At 47.9% G+C, this 20,879-nt stretch carries 19 protein-coding genes; 17 read left to right on the top strand and 2 right to left on the bottom strand.

Features of this window, described 5'->3' with window-relative positions; translation table 11 throughout:
• The first annotated feature begins 22 nt into the window (after nucleotides 1-22).
• Nucleotides 23-790, top strand: a complete 768-nt coding sequence (locus tag F752_RS0121620; RefSeq protein WP_017733835.1) for an ADP-ribosylglycohydrolase family protein — start codon at nucleotides 23-25, stop codon at nucleotides 788-790.
• Here F752_RS0121620 and F752_RS0121615 read toward each other — a convergent pair.
• Nucleotides 787-1,191 (bottom strand): response regulator, encoded by a 405-nt coding sequence (locus F752_RS0121615; RefSeq protein WP_017733834.1) that lies wholly within the window; start codon nucleotides 1,189-1,191, stop codon nucleotides 787-789. The genes F752_RS0121620 and F752_RS0121615 overlap by 4 nt on opposite strands.
• Before the next feature lie 214 nt (nucleotides 1,192-1,405).
• On the opposite strand from F752_RS0121615, the gene F752_RS0121605 reads away from it, so the two are divergent.
• From F752_RS0121605 to xth, 16 genes are all read left to right on the top strand, one after another.
• The gene (locus F752_RS0121605) at nucleotides 1,406-1,651 is read left to right on the top strand and encodes a type B 50S ribosomal protein L31 (RefSeq protein ID WP_026135909.1); all 246 of its coding nucleotides are present in this window, start codon (nucleotides 1,406-1,408) and stop codon (nucleotides 1,649-1,651) included.
• Nucleotides 1,652-1,935: 284 nt separating this feature from the next.
• Complete coding sequence (locus F752_RS0121600) at nucleotides 1,936-3,507, top strand: hypothetical protein (protein ID WP_152425261.1); 1,572 nt, start codon at nucleotides 1,936-1,938, stop codon at nucleotides 3,505-3,507.
• Nucleotides 3,508-3,510: 3 nt separating this feature from the next.
• On the top strand, nucleotides 3,511-4,878 hold the full coding sequence (locus F752_RS0121595; RefSeq protein WP_017733830.1) for a DUF5723 family protein: 1,368 nt from the start codon (nucleotides 3,511-3,513) through the stop codon (nucleotides 4,876-4,878).
• 184 nt (nucleotides 4,879-5,062) lie between these two features.
• Nucleotides 5,063-5,320: a hypothetical protein gene (locus tag F752_RS0121590; RefSeq protein WP_017733829.1), complete on the top strand. Its 258-nt coding sequence runs from the start codon at nucleotides 5,063-5,065 to the stop codon at nucleotides 5,318-5,320.
• 99 nt (nucleotides 5,321-5,419) lie between these two features.
• A complete protein-coding gene (locus F752_RS0121585; RefSeq protein WP_017733828.1) occupies nucleotides 5,420-6,634 on the top strand; it encodes a GlmU family protein in 1,215 nt (404 codons plus the stop codon).
• Nucleotides 6,635-7,186: 552 nt separating this feature from the next.
• The gene (locus F752_RS0121580) at nucleotides 7,187-8,686 is read left to right on the top strand and encodes an SLC13 family permease (RefSeq protein WP_017733827.1); all 1,500 of its coding nucleotides are present in this window, start codon (nucleotides 7,187-7,189) and stop codon (nucleotides 8,684-8,686) included.
• A gap of 130 nt (nucleotides 8,687-8,816) precedes the next feature.
• On the top strand, nucleotides 8,817-9,956 hold the full coding sequence (locus F752_RS0121575) for a DNA polymerase III subunit (RefSeq protein WP_017733826.1): 1,140 nt from the start codon (nucleotides 8,817-8,819) through the stop codon (nucleotides 9,954-9,956).
• Nucleotides 9,957-10,010: 54 nt separating this feature from the next.
• Nucleotides 10,011-10,466 carry an ATP-dependent zinc protease family protein gene (locus F752_RS0121570; protein WP_017733825.1) on the top strand — a complete coding sequence of 152 codons (456 nt, stop codon included), beginning with the start codon at nucleotides 10,011-10,013 and terminating at the stop codon, nucleotides 10,464-10,466.
• Nucleotides 10,463-11,371 (top strand): 30S ribosomal protein S6--L-glutamate ligase, encoded by a 909-nt coding sequence (gene rimK, locus F752_RS0121565; protein WP_017733824.1) that lies wholly within the window; start codon nucleotides 10,463-10,465, stop codon nucleotides 11,369-11,371. Before F752_RS0121570 ends, rimK begins: the two co-directional genes overlap by 4 nt.
• A gap of 101 nt (nucleotides 11,372-11,472) precedes the next feature.
• A complete protein-coding gene (gene hemC / locus F752_RS0121560) occupies nucleotides 11,473-12,408 on the top strand; it encodes a hydroxymethylbilane synthase (protein ID WP_017733823.1) in 936 nt (311 codons plus the stop codon).
• Nucleotides 12,409-12,781: 373 nt separating this feature from the next.
• A complete protein-coding gene (locus F752_RS0121550; protein WP_017733821.1) occupies nucleotides 12,782-13,528 on the top strand; it encodes a diacylglycerol/polyprenol kinase family protein in 747 nt (248 codons plus the stop codon).
• 50 nt (nucleotides 13,529-13,578) lie between these two features.
• Nucleotides 13,579-14,442 carry a peptidylprolyl isomerase gene (locus F752_RS0121545; RefSeq protein WP_026135907.1) on the top strand — a complete coding sequence of 288 codons (864 nt, stop codon included), beginning with the start codon at nucleotides 13,579-13,581 and terminating at the stop codon, nucleotides 14,440-14,442.
• 76 nt (nucleotides 14,443-14,518) lie between these two features.
• Nucleotides 14,519-15,424, top strand: a complete 906-nt coding sequence (locus F752_RS0121540; protein ID WP_017733819.1) for an SDR family oxidoreductase — start codon at nucleotides 14,519-14,521, stop codon at nucleotides 15,422-15,424.
• 71 nt (nucleotides 15,425-15,495) lie between these two features.
• Entirely contained in the window at nucleotides 15,496-17,076 is a 1,581-nt protein-coding gene (locus F752_RS0121535) for an alanine/glycine:cation symporter family protein (RefSeq protein ID WP_017733818.1), read from the top strand.
• A gap of 209 nt (nucleotides 17,077-17,285) precedes the next feature.
• Nucleotides 17,286-18,317 (top strand): aldo/keto reductase, encoded by a 1,032-nt coding sequence (locus F752_RS0121530; protein ID WP_017733817.1) that lies wholly within the window; start codon nucleotides 17,286-17,288, stop codon nucleotides 18,315-18,317.
• 85 nt (nucleotides 18,318-18,402) lie between these two features.
• Nucleotides 18,403-19,179 (top strand): exodeoxyribonuclease III, encoded by a 777-nt coding sequence (gene xth / locus F752_RS0121525; protein ID WP_017733816.1) that lies wholly within the window; start codon nucleotides 18,403-18,405, stop codon nucleotides 19,177-19,179.
• Nucleotides 19,180-19,227: 48 nt separating this feature from the next.
• On the opposite strand, the gene F752_RS0121520 is transcribed toward xth, so the two are convergent.
• Nucleotides 19,228-20,694, bottom strand: coding sequence for a serine hydrolase (locus F752_RS0121520; RefSeq protein WP_026135906.1), 1,467 nt, complete (start codon nucleotides 20,692-20,694; stop codon nucleotides 19,228-19,230).
• Nucleotides 20,695-20,879: the final 185 nt, after the last annotated feature.

Below are 20,879 nucleotides of genomic sequence, written 5' to 3'. Positions count from 1 at the left end.
AAGTATAATAAATTTCTCAGATATGCTTGGTGCAGTTGCAGGTGACATTATTGGTTCCGTGTATGAATTTCAGCCAATTAAAACAATTGAATTCCCGCTCTTCGGAGAGGAGAGCCGCCTTACCGACGATACTGTTCTTACTGTAGCGGTGGCAGACAGCCTCCTCACAGGCAAGAGCTATGCCGCGGCCATTAAGCAGTGGGGCCGTAAATACCCGCAGGCCGGCTATGGCAAGAATTTTTACCAGTGGCTGATGAGCCGCTGCTCGGTAGCCTACGAAAGCTGGGGCAATGGTTCGGCAATGCGGGTAAGCCCTGTCGGATGGGCATTCGACACCCTTGAACAAACCCTAAAGGAAGCATACAAAAGCGCCGAAATTACCCACAACCACCCAGAAGGAATAAAGGGCGCACAGGTAGTAGCCGGCGCTATTTTTATGTGCAGACAGGGAGCCTCGAAAGAAGATGTAAAAGAATGGATAAGCTCCTTTGCAGGCTACAATTTACAAAGGACTATAGAAAACATTCGCCCTGGCTACCGTTTTGAAGTAAGCTGTCAGGCATCGGTACCGGAGGCCATCATCTGTTTTCTGGAGAGTAACAATGTGGAGGAAGCCATCCGGCTTGCTGTTTCTTTAGGTGGGGATGCCGACACACAGGCCTGCATCAGTGGCGCTATTGCCCATGCATTCTATGGCACTTTACCGGAAGTTATCAGCAAAGAGGCCGAAAACCGTTTGCCGGATGAAATGAAAAAAGTTTTACAGGGCTTTAAAGCTAAATACCTTTAATAGTATTTATCTTCCAGCTCCTGCAGCTTTTCAAAAGTAAGGGGTTTGGTAATAAGCTCCTTTACAGCACGATAAGTAGCTGCCCTGGAAATATCCCGCTGATTTACGGAGGAAGTCAGCATAAAAATCGGTACCCTAAATTTTTCATTAAGCCCTTTTTGCTCAAAAGCATCCAGAAAATCGAAGCCATCCATTTCCGGCATCTTTACATCCAGGAAAATAATATCCGGCATAGGGCTGGCACTTCCCTGTACCAGTGCCTCCACATAAACCAAAGCCTTTGCAGCCTCTGTAAAGAAAGTCACTTTTATATCATTGTCCTGACTTTCAAATATCTCCTTCAGGATGAAATTATTGATTTCATCATCATCAATAAAAAATATTTGTTTAATCTTATTCATAATATGGCTGCACAAGACCACTACAAAGAAAGGAATTTTCTCAAAAAGAAGCAGGATATTTACGAAAGAAAACCATCACTTACCACAGTACCCAGTCCAAAATTTACGAAACATATAGAATAGAATGCAAGGCATTTTGCATTTTAAAATTTTTACCCCTAAATTTGTGCCTCTTTTGGGAGAGAAAAAACAGGCAATAAAAATTTTATATACAATGAAAAAAGATATCCATCCGCAGTACAGAGACGTGGTTTTCTACGACACTTCAAGCGAATACAAGTTTATGACCCGCTCTACTATTTCCACCAGCGATACTATTGAGTGGGAAGATGGCAAAACTTATCCCCTGGTTAAAATAGAAGTGAGCTCAGCTTCTCATCCATTTTACACCGGTAAGAAACTATTTGTAGATACCGCCGGTCGCGTAGAGAAATTCAACCAGCGCTACAAAAAGAAATAAGCTTACAGGCTTTTATATTTTATCCAAAACCCTGCTCTTCAGCAGGGTTTTTTATTTGCCCTTTATCAAACCAGACAGACAAAAAAACATCCGCACCGGAAAAACATTACATCAGTCCACCCACCCTGCCAGCACCTGAAATTGCACTCACTAGCCATTTATTTTAATTTCGCCCCTGTACCCGTCAACAGGTATACATAAGATTTCATTCTTTTCGGTACAGTTTACTTAATTTACAAAACATGCTTAACCTTTGGTCAAAAAAGCAGAGGCTATGGCCTTTTATGGCCCTTTTACTGGGCTGCCAGGCCTGCCTTAACCAAAAAGACTTTGACTTCGAGCAATTTGAAGGCGTAAAGCTGGCTCCCTCGGTTGCCGTACCCCTGCTGCATGGCTCCCTAACCATAGAAGACCTCCTGCCGGCCGGTACAAACAAAAACGTGGTGTATGATGAGAACCAGCTCATTCATCTGGTGTATGATGACACCCTCTACACCACTGCAATCCGCGATCATTTCTTACTCAAGCCACTTTGGCTGAATAAAGCTTACTATACTCCTGCTGAGGGAGTTATTAGCGGTGGCGATTATGTAGCAGTGAATGACCGCCAGTTCCTTTCGCTGGATATGGGTGAGGCCGATATTGATGAAATAAACCTTACGGAAGGGCTGTTGGAACTGAACGCCTACAGCAATATAGATGCAGAAGTAGAACTGCTGGTAACCCTGCCCGAAATAACCAGCGAAGGCGAAGCGGTAAGCTTAACACTCCGCCTGCCGGCCAGCAGCAGTTCCTACCAGTATACAACCCTTCATCTCAGCGGCTACAACATTGACCTTACCGACTACGGAGCAGGTAAAAACCTTATTCCTGTCGACATTAAAGCCACTGTACTATCATCCGGGCAGGATATTTCCCTTGGCCTAAACGACTATGTAGAGGTGAACCTGGAAATGAACGGTTTAAATTTTAGCCTGATGACCGGCAACTTTGGCCAGCTAAAAGTAAGCCTGCCCCAGAATGAAATTGCAATAGACATATTTGACCAGCTATTCAGCAAAGCAAACTTTAGCCTTAAAGCGCCTCAGCTGCGCATCGATGTCCTGAACACCAATGGTGTACCTGTACGACTGGAAAAAGAACTGCTGCAGGCCCGCAAAGACGACAAACCTGTAGTGGTAGAAACTAATCCTTCCACTTATTTCGATCTATCTTACCCTTCAGCTCCGGGCGAAGAGGCAGGTCTTAGCAGTCTCGAAATAACCAATATCAACGACATTATTAGCCTTACCCCTAACTTTATCGATTATAAATTTTCCGGTCACCTGAATGTTGACCAACCAGCCGACATTGTCAACTTTATTACCGGCGAAAGTAAACTGGCCGTGATCCTTCATGCAGATATACTCTTATGGGGGTACCTGGAAGCCCTTACCCTCACGGACACACTTGAAATGCCCCTGCAGTCGGAAGACGCCATGGTCGATGAAGCCCTTATCCGCACACATATTCAGAATGAATTTCCTTTAGGTGCCGACGTACAGGTTTATTTTACCAACGAACATTACGACACCTTCGACTCACTCTTTTCAGAAGGCCCTCAGGCGCTCATCCCCGCCAGCGAAGTAACAGATAAAGGAGAACTGGCCCGTGCCGGAAGCTTTACAGATGACATTGAAATCAACAACCAGCGTTTCGAAAGGATACTGGAGGCCACTCATATGATTGTAAAGGCCACTCTTTACACCAGCCGTAATGCAGATGGAACACCAGTGGATGTAAAAATTAAATCCAATCAGGCGCTGTCTGTAGAGCTCGGGCTAAAAACCAACATGAATGTTACTGTGAAGCAATAACTTATGAAAAAGATATACTTACTCGTTTGCGCTTTATTTGCCGGAAGCCTGCCGCTGCTTGCTCAGCAGGAAGCCACGCTCCACAGCATGCAAAGCCTGCCGCAAAACCATTACATTAACCCGGCATTTACGCCACAGCAGCAGTTTTACCTGGGCCTGCCCGGCATCTCTTCTACTTATCTTTCAGTAACGAACAGTGGCTTTAATTACAGTTCCTTAGTCAGCGTTAACCCGGAAACAGATTCGCTCTACATCGACCTGATTGGGTTGCAGAAAGGACTTGGCAAAAAGAACTACCTGAACCTGTCGGCCCAAACCGATGTGCTGAGTCTGGGCTTAAAAGTTAATGCCCGTATGTACCTGTTCCTGAGCTCAACACTCAAGGTGCACAATCAGCTAATGTACCCCGAGGGCATGACGGGCCTGCTGATAAACGGGAATGGTGCTTACTTAGGCGAAACAGTTGCTTTTTCGCCTGAAGTGGAGCACCTTTCTTATCTGGAAAATGCGATCGGCGCCTCCTATACCGTAGATAAAAAACTGACGGTAGGCGCTCGCTTCAAACTCCTGAAAGGGGTGGCCAACATACAGACCGCTCAATCTGATTTTACCTTAACCACCGATGCCGATACTTACGCCCTGAACCTGAAGGGGACTTTGCAGATTCAGACCGCCGGCGCCTATGACCTGATTGAAGGGAACATAGAACTGGTTGACTTTCAGAATTACAGCTACAGTGATCTGCAGAACAATGGTTTTGCGGTTGACCTTGGTGCTACCTACCAGCTCTCGAACCGCCTGATGTTAGGCTTCAGCGCCCTTAACCTGGGCAGCATAAAATGGAAGCACGATACCCGCGAATATTACCTCCAGGGGGCAGAGATAACTTTCAGAGGCCTGAATGTAAAAGATTTGGCTAATGGCGGCAGTGGTACCGCAGAGTTGGAGCAGGAACTGGAGGAGGCTTTTAGGCCGCAGGATCGTCCAATGGATAGCTACCACAGCGGACTTCCCGGCCAGTTTTACCTGAGCGCCCGCTACGAACTGGCACGCAACCTTAACGCCAGCGGCCTGCTGTTTGCCCAGTCGTTCAATGGAAATATCAACACCGCTTTCTCCGCCACTCTTAATAAGGACTTCGGCCGCAGAATTGGAGCTTCCCTCAGCTATACCGCAGCCAACAGAAGCTTTAGCAATCTTGGAGCAGGCTTTAGCTTCCGTCTTACGCCCATACAGTTCTACTTCGTGAGCGATAACATCATCAGCAGCCCCATCTTCTATCGTAGTGCAAAAGCCTTAAGCCTGAGAGCGGGCCTCAACCTGATGTTCGGTTACCGGAAGGGCCCGTCGAAACCACCTTATGACAACTAAAACTGCCCTTCCTTTATGAAATTCAAATATACTTTATCCTCTGCTTCTGTTTACTGCCCCTGGGCAAGCAGTACATAATAAAGGCAGATGCTTACAGCCACAGAAATACCGTGGCGTTTGTGGATGCCGCCGTACTGATTGAATATACCGAAACAGAGCAGAACCTGGTTCTGAACCTATTTTAGTGGCTCGCATTGAAGGTCCGCTCCTGATTCGCAGCTCCAATACACCTGTACCTGCCGCGGCCAATCCTAAAATCCTGATCGACAGTAAAACACCCGATTCGCGGTACATCGACCCCATTTATAACCGTTACCAGCTTTGGCTGCCTTACGGAAAAGATTACAGGAGACAGGTGCAGGCGAAGGGTTACCGCCCCGAAGCAGAAGACCTGAAGCGGATAACAGCACCGATTTGGGGCGCAGCCTTAACCGACGAGTAGAATTCACCATTTCCGAAATTGTAAAGTAATTCAAACATAATCCGAAATTAAAAGTCTCCCAGATGATAATCTGTGGAGACTTTTTTTATTTTTGTCCTTATGAACCTGATACTTTTTGACCAGGCCGATATACGGCAGCAACTGTTACCCCTTACTTTTACCAGGCCCGTAGCGGCCTTAAGGGTTGGTATTTTAACCATTGCCGAAAAATGGGAGCACTATTTTCCCGAGGCTCACACCAGCTATCTCACCGCACCTTACCTCCGTCAGAAGTTTCCCCTGCAAAGGAACATCTCCAATCTGCTCATCAATGGTGCCGTTTGCCCTAATGCCGAACTGGCCAGGGCCATTGAATCCCTTCAGGAAGGCGAAAGCCTGGTAAAAGACGAGCTACTGATTGCTTTTCGCTGCAGCAAGGAAGCCCTTTCGAGCTTTGAAGATGGAATAGAAAATGCCGCAAAAAGAATCAAGTTCGAGGGTTCTTTCCTCAACCTTATCGATCAGCTCTGGCAAATTTTCCGCCAGAATGGAGCCGAGATAAAAGCCGATTTTGAGCTCATTACCCGCAACCGCAAATCGGCCGGCATTAATGATTCCCACACCCGCACTTATAAAGAAGAAAATATCTTTGTCGAAGAAGGTGCTACCATCAGGGCGGCAGTTTTAAATGCCGAAGATGGACCTATTTATATCGGCAAGGGCGCTTATGTGCACGAAGGAGCGCTCATTAAAGGTCCTTTTGCCCTCTGCGAAAGCTCACACGTAAACCCCGGCGCTAAAATGCGCGGCGATACGACCATCGGTCCTTTCAGCAAAGTGGGCGGCGAAATTAGTAATTCAGTCATTCAGGGGTACAGCAATAAAGGACATGAAGGCTTTTTAGGGAATAGTGTTCTGGGAGAATGGTGCAATATTGGCGCCGATACCAACAACTCTAACCTCAAAAACAACTATGCCGATGTAAAAATCTGGAATTATAAAAAAGAAGGATTTGTAAACACGGGATTGCAGTTCTGCGGCCTTATTATGGGCGACCATAGTAAGTGCGGCATTAACACCATGTTTAATACCGGAACAGTGGTAGGTGTATCGGCCAACATTTTTGGCACCGGCTTCCCACGGCAGTTCGTCCCCAGCTTCTCCTGGGGTGGCTCAGGCGGCTTTACTACTTACCAGCTCAATAAAGTCTATGAAGTAGCCGAGAGAGTAATGGAACGCCGCCATGTTACCCTCGACGATACAGAGAAAGAAATTTTACAGCACATTTACAAGCTTACCGCTCCTTACCGGGTCTGGGAGAAAAGTACAAAATAAAGTAATTCTGTAGAAGAACACCTGTTGCACTGCCTGCTAACTCACTTTTAAATCCTGCTAACCCAGGCAGGGCCTGAGAAGAGGTCATCCTCAGCAGGAAGAAAGGCTCCCTGCCAGGGAATGAAGTGATAACAATTCTGGCGCACTGTCGCGGTAGAGAATCCTCACCTCTCTGGCTTTAAGTATTTCCAGTATTCGACCAAAAGCTGGTTTAAAAAATTAAAGAAGCTTGGTTGCCAAGGCAATTGCTGACACACCGTATCTGTTTCTTTCAGGATAAGCCCGTCTTCACCTCTTTCTACTGGCTCACTTACTATAGTTTATCTTTGCCCCCAGCTGTTTTCAGGTTGATTTAAAAAAACTACCAGTAATATCCTGATGAGGATCTGCGATATGCAGTGCTTCTGACGCAGAAATTCGCTGTAATGCAGCGTTGCCCTTCTTTTCTTACTTAAAGGCTAGGTTTATTCAGGTTTTTCAACTTAGTTCAGGAGTTTGCAACACCTTCTAAAGGTCTCCATTTTCTTGAAGGCATTTAAATGAAAATTTAGTATGGGTTGGAAGTTAAGGGGAAAACTTATTCCCGGCAACTGGATTGGTCTGTTGCTAGGTCCTCTGTTTTTTGTTTTAGTAATGAGTACTTCTGCCCCAATCGGCATGAGCGAGGCAGCACAGGCAGTTCTCGCCTGCACCCTGTGGATCGCCACCTGGTGGATTACTGAACCCATTCCCATCCCCGCTACCTCTCTAATCCCCATCATCATATTTCCTCTTACAGGAGCACTCAGCCTCGAAACAACAACAGAAGCTTATGGCAATCCTATAATTTTCCTGTTCCTGGGAGGTTTTATGGTGGCTTTAGCAATGGAGCGATGGAACCTGCACAAACGCATTGCCCTCAATATTATCCTCTTTGTAGGAACAGACATGCGCATGATTGTCCTTGGTTTTATGGTGGCAACTGCTTTTCTCTCCATGTGGATCTCCAATACCGCCACAGCCATGATGATGCTACCGATAGGTACCGCAATCATTATCCAGCTTTCCAGCTTTGACGGAGAAGGAGCCTTTGGAAGAGAGGATAAATTTGGAATGGCGCTTATGCTCGGTATTGCTTACGCTGCCTCTATCGGGGGTATGGCCACCCTCATTGGCACTCCTGCAAATGCCATACTTGCTGCAGTGGTGAAGGAAGTTTACCAGGTAGAAATAGCCTTCTCCGAGTGGATGATACTGGGACTGCCGCTGGTAGTTTTTCTTTTGCTCATTTGCTGGGTGTACATGGTAAGGGTGGCTTTTCCATTGAAAAAAAACCGCTCTTCGGTGGGGAAGACGGAAATCCAGAAACAACTGCAGCAATTGGGTAAAATAAGCTTTGAAGAAAAAGCGGTCGGCATCGTCTTTTTCCTGACTGCCTCAGCATGGGTTACCCGTACCTTTTTGCTTACCCCTTTTTTCCCTGCGCTTAACGACAGCATGATTGCCATGGCAGGAGTAGTCCTTTTATTTATCATCCCTGCCCGTAATACCGATTCTAAGGAGGGGCTGCTTAACTGGGACATTGCCCAAAAACTTCCCTGGGGAATCCTCCTGCTTTTTGGAGCCGGCCTTGCCATTGCAGCCGGTTTCCAGGATTCAGGACTCACTACTTATATTGGCAGCCAAATGACCCTCCTGGAGGGAGCAAGCCTGTTTATTATCCTGCTGGCCATTGTGGCCATTATAAACTTTTTTACAGAAGTAACCTCTAATACGGCCACGGCCACTATGATGCTGCCCATTCTTGCTTCGCTCGCCACTGCTATCAACGTCCACCCTTTTGGGCCAATGGCGGCGGCCTGTATTGCCTCCTCCTGTGCTTTTATGCTCCCTGTTGCCACACCTCCTAATGCCGTTGTTTTTGGCTCCGGGTTTATTCCGATGAAAGAAATGATAAAAGCCGGCTTCTGGCTCAATATTCTGGCCATTATCCTGGTAACGCTTTACATTTATTTTCTGCTCCCGATCATCTGGGACATCAACCTTTTTACCATACCCGAAAGTTTTAAATAGCCTGAAAAAGCAGTGTGCTGAACCGATACCTGAAACTGCCAAACTATTGCTTTACAATAGCACTGCCTCTTTCTCTAAAAGTTTTATCTTTGACTGTTGCTTACTACTAACCACTCAAGATTAAGACTAAATGCAGTTTGCCGACATACCCGGCCTGGAAGAAGTTAAAACCAGCCTTATTAATTCTGTTAAGAACAACCACCTGGCACATGCCCAGCTCTTTTTCGGGCCTGAGGGCAGTGGCAACCTGGCCATGGCGCTGGCTTTTGCTACTTACCTGAACTGCACTAACCGGCAAATGAGTCTCGATGGCTCGGAAGATGCCTGCAGCCAATGCCCCAGCTGTCAGAAGATGTCGCGCTTCGTCCACCCCGATGTGCATTATGTATTCCCGGTAAGTGCCACTAAGAATATCAGCGGAAAGGATGTGGTCAGTAGTAGTTACCTGGCTGACTGGCGTAACTTTTTAACAGGGAACCCTTACGGCACCATCAGCCAGTGGATGCTCCAGTATGGTGGGGAAGACAAGCAGGTAAACATCAGCAAAGAGGAAAGCCGCCACATTGTTCGCAACCTCTCGCTCAAGGCCTTCGAAGGCAATTACAAAGTAATGATCATCTGGTTGCCCGAGTACATGCACGTTTCGGCTGCCAATGGTATACTTAAAATACTGGAAGAGCCGCCGGCTAAAACTATTTTCCTGCTGGTAAGCTCCGATGTGGAAAAGCTGCTTACCACTATTCTCTCCCGTACCCAGATTTTTAAAATCAGAGGCTTTAAAGATGAAGAAATAAGCCGTTACCTGGTTCAGCAGCATGAATTACCTGAGGAACAGGCGGCAAAAGCTGCCCGCATGGCAAACGGGAGTATGAGCGCCGCTCTGGGCAGCATCAATGAGGTAAAAGACAATAATCACAGCCTTTACAGCAGCTGGATGCGCCTTTGCTATGAGCGGAATTTCAGTCAGCTGATACAGATGGCCGACGATTTCCATCAGCTTAATAAAGATGCCCAGAAAAGCCTGCTGCTCTACGGGCTCAACATTTTGCGCGAAACCCTTGTTTACCCCTATACCAGCGAAGAACTGGTGCGCCTGGAGGGCGATGAGCGTATGTTCGTGGAAAGGTTCAGCAAAGTTATGTCATGGGATAAGGTCCAGCTCATAGCCGAAAAGCTAAATGAGAGCCTTTACCATCTGGAGCGAAATGCCAGCCCTAAAATCATGTTTCTGGATTTGTCTCTGCAGGTGGCCGGTATTATTAAGTCTTAATTTTTTCGCGCCTGAGGCGCGGTAATCAAAATTTTTCAAGCAATCTGCTAATGAATGAAAAGTAAAAAGCCGCTACACCTGATTGGTCGTACCGATATAATTGATTTGCCTGAACTGGGCCTGCATAATGTAGACGCAAAAATAGATACCGGCGCCTACACCTCTTCCATCCACTGCTCTCGTATAAAGCGAAAAAAGGATACCAACGGCACAGAGTTTGTCACTTTTACCATTCCGGGTTCTAAGCTGCACGAAAAGGGGCTGAAGCACTTTAAGGTCCATGACTTTGAAGAAAGAAATATCAGAAGCTCCAATGGCGAAATCCAGAAACGATACATTGTTAAAACACAGATCGTGCTCTTTGGCCGAAAAATAAGAGCTGAATTTTCGCTGGCCGACCGGAGCAGTATGAAGTTTCCGGTACTATTGGGACGGAAGTTACTCCAGAACCGCTTTATCGTAGATGTGAGTAAAAAGAATCTTTCATATTTAGAAAAGAAGAAGAAATGAATATAGCCATATTATCGCGAAACTCTAACCTGTACTCTACCCGCCGGCTGCTGGAAGCCGCCGAAGAACGGGGCCACAAAGCCCGCATCCTCGACCACCTGAAGTGCGACATTATTATTGAGCAAAATAACCCGCTCATCTACTACAAAGGAGAACAGATTAACGATATCGATGCCATTATCCCTCGTATAGGGGCTTCCGTTACTTTTTATGGCTCAGCGGTAGTGCGGCAGTTCGAGATGATGAACGTTTTTACCACCACCAACTCCCAGGCGCTGGTACGCTCGCGCGATAAGCTCCGCAGCCTTCAGCTCCTGGCCCGCTCCGGCGTTGGTCTGCCAAAAACAGCTTTTACCAACTACAGCAAGGAAGAAAAAAACCTGGTAGAAGTAGTGGGAGGTGCCCCACTGGTAATAAAGCTGCTCGAAGGCACCCAGGGAGTGGGCGTTGTACTGGCCGAAACCAAGAAAGCGGCCCAATCGGTGATCGAAGCTTTCCACAACCTTAAGGCCCGCGTAATTGTACAGGAGTTTATTAAAGAAGCCAAAGCGGCCGATATCCGCGCTTTTGTGGTGAATGGCGAAGTCGTAGGAGCGATGAAACGACAGGGAAAGGAAGGAGAATTCCGTTCAAACCTGCACCAGGGAGGATCTGCCACTGTTGTTAAGCTGAGCCGCGCAGAAAAATCTGCCGCTTTAAAGGCCACACAGGCAATGGGACTTAGTATTGCAGGCGTCGACATGCTGCAGTCGAGCCGCGGTCCTCTTATTCTGGAAGTAAACTCTTCTCCGGGACTGGAAGGAATTGAAAAAGCCACAAATGTCGATATTGCCGGCAAAATTATTCAGTACATCGAAACCAATCAGCCAAAAACTCAACCCCGCCGCAAAAAGATATCCCACTAAGCAAAATGCTGTAAAAGCCTTATCTTTGTACTGATAAAGGGCCAGCAGGTGAAGTCAGAGAAGGCAACGGCCCTCTGGAGTTGAACGAATAAACAGAATGTATGAAAATAAGGATAGGAACGAGAGGGAGTAAGCTGGCCCTTTGGCAGGCCCATCGCGTGGCGGAGCTTCTGGGGCAGGAAGGGGTTGAAACGGAAATCATTACCATCGAAACCAAAGGCGATAAAATACAGGAAGTTTCCATTGCCAAAATTGGCAGCAAGGGGGTCTTTACCGAAGAAATTGAAGAGCAGCTGGCACTAGGGAATATCGATATTGCCGTTCACAGTGCCAAAGATATGCAGTCGGAGCTCCCGGCCGGTTTTGAACTGATTGCCTTTGGAGAGCGGGAAAAAGAAAATGATGTAATTGTCAGCCATAACAAAGATTTTCGCCTGACAGAGGGCGGGAAGCCCGTAAAACTGGGCACCTCCTCTACCCGCAGGGTGGCTACCCTCCGCAAATACTACCCGCAGGTGGAGCCGGTTTCAATTCGCGGAAACCTGCAAACCCGCATCCGCAAAATGGAAGAAGGGGCCTGCGACGCCCTGCTGCTGGCTTATGCCGGTGTACACCGCATGGAGTACGACGATATGATTGTACAGCACCTTTCTCTGGAGCAGTTTACCCCCGCAGTTGGACAAGGTGCCATTGCCATAGAGGTTCACCAGACACTCGAAGCTGCAAAAAAAGAGGCAGTCCGCCGCTGTGTTAACCACTCTCCCACCGAAACCCGCCTCCTGGCCGAAAGAGCTTTTCTTTACAAACTACAGGGCGGCTGCAGTGTACCCGTTTATGCCTTTGCCCAACTCAATAGCGAAGAAGAACTGGAAATAAGCGGAGGTGTTATTGCGCTGGACGGACAAACCCGCATCCATATTACGGAAAAAGGACATCCTTCCGCAGCCGAAAGCATTGGTAACAGACTCGCCGAGGCCGTTATTAGTGCAGGTGGGGCTAAAATTCTGAAAGAGATAAAAGGGGAACAGGGAGTATAGTGACTGGTGGTTAATTAGTTGGTTCTTTGTTGTAATGGGTTTGGAGTATTGAGATGAAGTACAAAGGCACTTCCAATGGCTACTGTCATTGCGAGCCGGTACGGTGCGGCAATCTACCGTAAATTTGTACTTACTCAGGTATTCTCTTTGACACTCCCTGCTAACTCGAAAGAGATTGCTCCGGCCTCCTACAGCTTCGCAATGACAGCCATTTATGGGCTAGACGGGATTGCAATTAAGACTTTATTCACTGAACTTCCATGGTTTTTTAGGATGGTTCGCCCGGCAAAAGATCCGGATAACTGACGGATAGCAGGGAGACTGGCAGTTCCCGCATCTATCCATTTCACTGCTCAAGCTAATTTTTTCTGTCATGACCGAAGCGTTTAAAACCATACAGGAATTTTTACAGCGGGCCTGGCCCTCGGCTGAGCAATGGCTGATATTTGCACCCATCGCTTTTCTTATCAGCCTTGCGGGCAGCCGACTGGCGGCCTGGCTCAAAACAAAAAAAGAATGGCGCACTCCCTACACCCGAAAGGTTTTCCACTTTATCATCTTTAGTGCAGCCAGCATTCTTCAGCTGTGGTTCGGTTTGCCGGCAGTCGTTGTGTTTGGAGCCGTTACCAGCCTTTTTGTCCTTTGGGCAGTATATCGTGGGGAGCAATCCCCTTTTTACTTAGCCCTCGCCCGCCCCTCCGATGCCCCGCAACAGAAGTTATTTATTCTGGTGCCCCTGCTTACCACTGCCGCTGGTGGGGTACTGGCCAACCTTTTCTTTGGCATTTTTGCCAGTGTAGGCTATTTAGTCGGCGGATGGGGCGATGCGGTAGGCGAGCCCGTTGGTACCCGCTGGGGAAAGCACCGCTATAAAGTACCCTCTCTCGCGGGGGTGCCAGCCAGCCGAAGCCTCGAAGGCTCTGCAGCCGTTTTTGGAGTAGCCTGGCTCGTAGCTGTGCCTGCTCTGCTCGCCCTTGGCTTTCCGGCCTCCGAAGCACTCTGGATAGGCCTTGCCTGCGGGGCGGGCGGTATGCTGGTAGAAGCCATTAGCAGCCACGGACTCGATAATTTAACCATGCAACTGGCAGCGGCCGGAATCGCCTGGTGGCTGTTAGGTTAAAAATGGAACATTTTGCTAATTTAGAACCTCTTTTAAAAATTGATAACTGTATGAAAAAAGTATTTTTCCCGCTTTTACTCCTCCTCGCAGGCCTCAGCTTTGCCGGCTGCGTGGCTGAGAAAGACTACCTGGTTACCATCCGCACCAAATTCGGTGATATGAAGGTCGTGCTCTATGATGTAACGCCACAGCACAAAGCCAACTTTATCAAGCTTGCCCAAAGCGGAGCCTACGACAGCACCACCTTCCACCGGGTAATTGAAGAGTTTATGATACAGGGTGGCGATATCAATGCCATTGACGAGACAGAGCCTATCGACTATACCATCCCTGCCGAGTTTAACGATACCCTCATCCATGTAAAAGGTGCGCTCGCCGCCGCACGCCAGGGCGACCAGGTAAACCCTGAAAAGGAAAGCAGTGGCAGCCAGTTTTACATAGTCGATGGCCGCACTTTTACGGAAGAAGAACTCAGCACCATGGTGTATAACCAGAAGCTTACAGTATTGCAAAATCTTTTTATGCGCCTCCTCCAGAAGCCGGAGTATGCCAGTCTGCGCCAGGACATGATGGCACTGCAGCAGGCAGGCAACTATGCCGAAATGCAGGAACGCATTATGAACTCTGAAGAGCTGATTGAAAAAGAATTCGGTCGCCTGCCGGAGTTTGAGCTGACTGAGCAGCAGATAGAAGCCTACACCACCATTGGTGGCGCTCCGCACCTCGACCGCGGCTATACCGTTTTTGGCCGGGTAGTAGAAGGGCTCCCGGTAATCGATTCCATTGCCAGCGTGGTGACTGGCGCCGGAGATAAGCCTGAAGATGATGTTATCATGACCATGGAAGTAGAAGAGGTAAAGAAAAAGCAGCTAAGCAAAAGGTACGGCATCTATTACCCGGAAGAGGAGGACTAACTCCTGCCCAGTATGCTTAGCTTAGTAATAGTTGAATAAAAGGGCATCCCTGCCCTTTAAAACCCTGAAGAGTATAATGAAGATTTTAGTGACCGGTGCAAATGGTTTACTAGGCCAGAAACTGGTAAAACTACTCCACCAGCAGCAGGATGTGGAACTGCTGGCAACTTCCCGCGGATCCGGCCGGTTTTCCGAAAAAGGCGTTGCTTATGCCAGCCTCGATATCGAGAATAGAGAAAATGTGCAGGAAGTAATCAACCGCTTTAAACCCCATGCCATTATCCATACTGCGGCCATGACCAATGTCGATACCTGCGAGCAGGAACGGGAAGCCTGCTGGCGGGCCAATGTTACTGCTGTAGAAAACCTGGTGGAGGCGGCAGAGGCCCAGCAAAGCTTTTTTGTGCACCTGAGCACCGATTTTATTTTTAGCGGCGACTCAGGCCCCTACAGCGAAGAGGCCGAAGCTGCCCCCGTAAACCATTACGGCGAAAGTAAACTGGCAGCAGAGAAAGTGGTACAGGCATCCAAAACACCCTGGGCTATCGTTCGAACGGTGCTGGTATATGGCATCACCCCGGGCATGAGCCGTTCCAACATCATTCTGTGGGTGAAGAACGGGCTTGAGAGCGGCAAAACACTGCAGATTGTCGACGACCAGCTCCGCTCCCCTACCCTGGCCGAAGATTTGGCCGAAGGCTGCCTGCTGGTGGCGAAGAACAGAGCGGAGGGTATATGGCATATATCGGGCAAAGAAATGCTTACACCTTACGATATGGCCATTAAAACGGCCGACTTCTTTCAGCTGGACAAAAGCCTCATTAACCGGACAGACAGCACCCAATTTACACAGCCTGCTAAAAGGCCCCCTAAAACCGGTTTTATTATTACCAAAGCAGTTGAACGCTTAGGCTACAAACCACATTCATTTGAAGAAGGCATTGCATTATTAGCAGAGCAGCTGAACCAAGACCAGCCTTAATGTAAGTTTGGCTACCGATTTTGTTAATAATTAGTTAAATTAGCAAGATATCGAAACCAAAAACATCATTCATGAAGAAAATAGCATGCTTACTTCTTGCCTTATGCTGCGGTGGAATTACCAGCCTACAGGCACAGGAAGTAGCCGAGAAAACCATTGATGAGAGAATTAACGAAGCCATTTCACCGGTAACCGGAGCCATTACTGACTTCGTTTTTAGTGAAATACAATTTACCGATGAAGTTGCCATTCCTGTCATCCTCATCTGGCTCTTAACAGGTGCCATTGTCTTCACCATTTATTTAAGATTTATCCAGTTCAGAGGCTTTAAGCATGCCCTTAATATTGTAAAAGGCAAATATACCGATGAGGATGACCCGGGACAGATTACCCACTTTCAGGCCCTCACAGCCGCTCTTTCCGGTACGGTTGGCCTGGGTAATATTGCCGGTGTAGCCATTGCCATGGCAGTAGGTGGCCCTGGCGCTTCTTTCTGGATGATTATCGCCGGCCTCCTGGGCATGGCCGCTAAATTTGTAGAGTGTGCCCTGGCCGTTAAGTACAGGACCATCGATGAAAACGGCGTAGTAAATGGAGGCCCCATGTACTACCTCAGCCGTGGTATGAAAGAAAAAGGCTTCGCCGGCCTGGGTAAAGTGCTCGCAGCCGCCTTTGCCGTACTTTGTATCGGTGGTTCCTTTGGAGGTGGTAATATGTTTCAGGTAAACCAGGCCGCCTCTCAGTTCATCAGCCTGCCGATTATTAATGACAGTTTTTTAGTAGAAAATAACTGGATTTTCGGGCTAATCATGGCCATCCTAGTAGGGATGGTTATCTTAGGAGGCATCACCAGTATTGTAAAAGTAACTGAGATGATTGTTCCTTTTATGGTCATCCTCTACGTTATTGCAGCCATTATTGTATTAGGCGTAAATATAGAGCAGGTGCCTGAAGCTTTTGCAGCCATTATCAATGGGGCCTTTAGCGGAGATGCCATGTTTGGTGGTGTAATTGGCGCCATGATTATGGGCTTTCGCCGCGCTGCTTTTTCCAACGAAGCCGGTATCGGTTCTGCAGCCATTGCCCACTCCCCGGTAAAAACCAAGATTCCGGTTACTGAAGGCTTTGTAGGCTCCCTCGAGCCTTTTGTCGATACCGTAGTGGTATGTACCATGACGGCCCTCGTTATTATTATTTCAGGCGCTTATATTGGGGCCGATATTAACGATGGAATTGCCCTCACTTCTACTGCCTTTGCCACCGTAATCGACTGGTTCCCTATTCTTCTTTCTATTGCCGTTATCCTGTTTGCATTCTCGACCATGATCTCCTGGTCGTATTACGGACTGAAGTCTTGGATGTATCTTTTTGGTACTAAAAAATCTGTTGCCAACACTTATAAGCTTATTTTCTGCATCTTCATTGTTATCGGGTCTGCTCTTAACCTTTCAGCCATTATCGGCTTCTCCGATGCCATGATTTTTGCCATGAGCGTTCCTAACCTGATTGGCCTTTACTTCCTGATGCCGGTTGTAAAAAGGGAAATGAATGTGTTCCTGACCCGTATCAAAAACGATAAAATGCCTATTTCCGCAGCACAGGCTGCCGCACTGGAAAAAGAGAAAGCCGGAAAAGGCGCTGAAATCGTCTAATACCAATACAAGAAGCTTTACCGAAGCACCACAGGAGGTCCTGTGGTGCTTTTTGTTTTCCAGACTTTTTCGTGGCTCCCCATCCTCATGCTCCACACATTTGAACGCAGAGGAAGCAAACTCTTGCAGAGATAAGCCTCTACCGCCCAAACAATTACCCCTCCTGTGGACTATACTTTTAGTACCTGTTTTAAACTAAAAGAAAGCATATGAAATATCATAACTTAGGCAATACTGGCTTACTCGTTTCTGAACTCTGCCTCGGCACCATGACCTTTGGTGGCAAAGGCTTCTGGACCGCCATCGGCAACCTGGAGCAGAATAAGGTCGACGAGCTGGTAAAAGGAGCCGTAGATGCCGGCATTAACTTCATCGATACCGCCAATGTGTACTCCGAGGGCCTTTCAGAAGAAATGACCGGAAGGTCCATTAAAAACCTGGGACTGTCGCGGCACGAGCTGGTAATTGCCACCAAAGTGCGCGGCAGGATGGCCGAAGGACCTAATGGTGCAGGATTAAGTCGTGCCCACATTCTCTGGCAGGTGGAAGAAAGCCTTAAAAGATTAGGTACCGATTACATCGACCTCTACCAGATCCATGGTTTCGATCCGCTTACGCCGCTGGAAGAAACCCTTGAAGCACTCGACACGCTGGTCCGCTCCGGAAAGGTGCGCTACATTGGCTGCAGTAACCTTGCCGCCTGGCAAATTATGAAGGCACAGGCCTATGCTGAGCACAGGAACCTCTCCCGCTTTGTTTCCCTGCAGGCCTACTATACCATTGCCGGTCGTGACCTGGAGCGCGAAATCATTCCGCTGCTCAAAGACCAGCGCATGGGCCTGATGGTATGGAGCCCACTGGCGGGTGGCTTACTGAGTGGGAAGTACGACCGCAATGGCAATGGACCGGAAGGCTCCCGCCGGGTGGAATTTGATTTCCCTCCTGTAGACAAAGACAAAGCCTTCGACATACTGGATATAATGCACCGCATGGCAGATGAAAAAGGCATATCAGTTGCCCGACTTGCGCTGGCATGGCTCCTCCACCAGAGAGCCGTGAGTAGCGTCATTATCGGCGCCAAAAGGGTCGACCAGCTCGAAGACAATTTAAAAGCGGTAGAGGTGACTTTAAGCCCTGAGGAACTGCAACGGCTGGACGAGGTCAGCCGCCCCGCTGCCACTTACCCCGGCTGGATGATTGAGCGGCAAAGCCAGGATGGCCGGGCAGACTTTCTCAAATAATAGCCACAAGCAGAAGCCGGGAATACTTTTCCGGCTTCTGCCAGTTTGACGCTACTACTTAATAAAATGACTACTTTCCCTTAGTATGAAAATAGCTACCTACAATGTCAATGGAATTAATGCACGCCTTCCTGTTTTGCTTCGCTGGCTGGAGGCAAAGGCACCGGATGTGGTATGCCTGCAGGAGCTAAAAGCGCCAATGGAAAAAATTCCGGAGAAAGAAATTGCTGAAGCAGGTTATAAAGCCGTCTGGAAAGGCCAGAAAAGCTGGAATGGAGTGGCTATCCTGTCCCGGCATCACGAAATCCAGGAGGTGGAGCCCAGCCTCCCGGGCGATACGGAAGATGAGCAGAGTCGTTATATCGGGGCAATGGTCAATGGAATCCATATCGGCTGCCTGTACCTGCCAAATGGCAATCCTGCACCAGGCCCTAAGTTCGATTATAAGCTGCAATGGTTTGAGCGGCTGATCCGGCATGCTGCAGGACTGCTCACACTAGAGCAACCGGCCATTTTAGCCGGCGATTTTAATGTGATTCCTACTGAGCTGGATGCCTATAAACCTGAGCGATGGCTGGAGGACGCCCTCTTTCGCCCCGAAACCCGTGCGGCCTTCAACAGGCTCCTGGAACAGGGCTGGACCGATGCCCTGCGAAAGCTGTATCCTGAAGAGACCATTTATACTTTTTATGACTATACCCGAAATTCCTACGCCCGAAATGCAGGCTTAAGAATTGACCATTTTCTGCTCAGCCCTTCCCTCAAAAGCCGCCTCCTTGCTGCCGGAGTGGACCGCGACGTGCGAGGATGGGAAAAATCAAGCGATCATGCGCCGGTGTGGATAGAGCTGGGGGAAGAATAAGGAAACTTTACATTACGGGTCAGGTGCTACCGATAAAGGTGCCTTCTGTTAATTTGTCCTCAATTTTTTCAACTGTTCTACTGCATTGGTGTTTTCCGGATTGAGCTTTAGCGAGCGCTGATAATTTTTAATAGCCAGGGCTTTGTCTCCATTAACCGCAAAAGCCTCCCCGAGGCTATCAAAAGTGTTAGCACTCTCAGGATACAGACTGGTATTGAGTTTAAATATTTCGATGGCCGCTGCTATTCTACCACTCCTTAGCAGCTTATAGCCCCAACTATTCAATTCACCTTCAGGCAGACTAAAGCCTTTACCTCCTGTATTTAGCTTTCGGATACGTTCTTTTACATTCTTATAGCCTGATTTTTCCAGTTCTTTCCATAGGCGTTTTACATCCGGAGAATACCCAAATCCATTAGACGCTTTCATTTCCGGGATATAAAACCCGGCGATTTCATCAATAAACGTTTCTGGGATACTACCTTTTAAATTAGTTAGCACAACAATGGCCAGGGAATCCTGCGGATACAGGAAAAGAGCGGCCCTACCACCTCCAATAGCCGTTACTGCCGGATGTTCATATCTTGAGGCGATGGGAAAGCCTAAAGCATAGGCATTAAGCAAACGGCTAAAGCCTGGGGTGTCACCATTGTTCAACTTTACAGGAGTCCAGAGAGCAGAAAGGCTACTCTCCGCTTTCAGCAACTCTCCCTCCGATAAAGCTATCAGCCAATGGGCCAACTCTTCGGCTGTGGAGTGCATTCCTGCGGTAGTTCTCAAAGCAGGCGAAAAAGCTTCAAACACATTGGTGAGCTCTCCAGTCCGGAAGTAGGTATAGCCCCTGGCCTCCTGAGGTATAATATCATGATCATCTCCGAAACCGGCATCTAAAGTATGAGGCATTCCTGCTTTCTGTAACTGGTTTTCCGTTATAAACCGGACAAAATGTTTACCACTTAACTGGCCGATGATCTTTCCAAGGAGCAGGTAGTTCGTCTGGCAGTAACTAAAGCTTTCGCCTGCTTCAAATTCCATTGGCAGGCCCTGCACTTGTTCCCATGAGGCAGCTTCGTTATCCGGTACTAAAAGCCCGCCATTCTGGTTATCCATTATGTTAGGGATTCCTGAGGTGTGGGACAGTAACTGACGAACAGTCACTGCTCTCCATGATGCCGGAAGGCTATCGAGGTATCGAGAAACAGGTGCCTCCAGCTGCAGCTTTCCTGCTTCCACTAACTGCATAATAGCCACCCCTGTAAAAGCTTTTGTAATGGAATTAATGGTAAAGATAGTGTTATCTGTCAACCTTACGGAATCCTGGATATTGGCCAGCCCATAGCTCTCCAGCTTTACTATTTCTCCATTCCTGACCACGGCTAATTGTAAGCCGGGAATCCTCCTCTGCTGCATCACCTGGTGAATGAATCCATCAATGCTATCTGGCTGGGCATATACGGCAGAACTGAAGTGAATTAAAAATAAACCAGCCATCACTGCCCTTAAAAGTAGATTCATAAACTTAATAATGTGAACGGTTCGCAAACTAGGTGTTGGGCATTTAAGGGCGCATCAGTTTCCGGTTGCTGTTTATCTAATAAATGGCTGTGGAGCCAGTATTACCAGGGAATGCCCAATAACCTGTTTGTTGGGTGCCTGTTGCACTACTTCTTGAAAGTAAATGTTTAGCAGGTAAGGAGCAA

The sequence above is a fragment of the Nafulsella turpanensis ZLM-10 genome (assembly GCF_000346615.1).
GTDB classification, from domain to species: Bacteria; Bacteroidota; Bacteroidia; order Cytophagales; family Cyclobacteriaceae; genus Nafulsella; species Nafulsella turpanensis.
The sequence above is the reverse complement of the archived record's forward strand: the minus strand, read 5'-3'. Positions and strand labels throughout refer to the sequence as shown.